Annotated in this window: 1 protein-coding gene and 1 pseudogene; both read left to right on the forward strand. The window is 55.3% G+C overall.

Features of this window, described 5'->3' with window-relative positions; translation table 11 throughout:
- Nucleotides 1-467: transposase (locus WBG83_RS22525; protein WP_336747633.1), on the forward strand; the 467-nt coding region annotated here is incomplete at its 5' end.
- Nucleotides 443-756 (forward strand): annotated as a pseudogene (locus WBG83_RS22530) (hypothetical protein); the annotation flags it as partial. The gene WBG83_RS22525 and the pseudogene WBG83_RS22530, both read left to right, overlap by 25 nt.

Below are 756 nucleotides of genomic sequence, written 5' to 3' on the forward strand. Positions count from 1 at the left end.
CCATAACCATGCTCACATTTATGAACACAATCCTACTTGCATTTCGTTCTTGTTTCTCCCGAAAGTCCACCTTCGGTTGGTTCGTCACCATTGTGGTCGGACTGATGCTGCGCTCTGATCATGCAGGAGTCACCTCCATTGTTCGTGACCTTGCGCTGAAGTCGCGTTACTACGAGTCGCTGATTCATTTCTTTCGTTCTTCGGCGTGGTCCTTGGAATCCTTGCGCGTAACCTGGCTCCAAGTGGTCGGCAAGTGGGCTCCGCTCATGACCATGGACGATCGCATCGTTCTGGTTGGCGATGGCATGAAGCAATCTAAGGAAGGCAGGCGCATGCCCGGCGTGAAGAAGATGCACCAAGAATCTGAAAACTCGTCCAAAGGGGAATACATTTTTGGCCATCTGTTCGGAGCCATCGGCGTGTTGGCCGGGACGCCCGTCAAGTGGTTCTGTTTGCGCTGTTCATGAATCTGCAGGATGGCGTGAAGACCATTTGGAACTGGCGTGCGGCCGAGGAACAAACGCCAGAGTTGGCATCCCATGTGGTGCAAATGATCGGTCAAGGCTTCGCCGCCTCGAAGGTGTTGGGTAGCGCCTTGCTGCTGCTTGATCGTTACTTCCTGTCCGTTCCGGCGTTGACCCGATGGAAGCAAGAACAGGCGGCAGGCGGAGTTCGCCTGGATCTGGTCACCAAGGCGAAAGCTAGCGCCACTGCTTACGAGTTCCCCGCCGCTAAGAAACAAGGACGGGGACGCCC

This window comes from Paenibacillus sp. y28 (assembly GCF_037137075.1).
Classification (GTDB): Bacteria; Bacillota; Bacilli; order Paenibacillales; family NBRC-103111; genus JBBBNV01.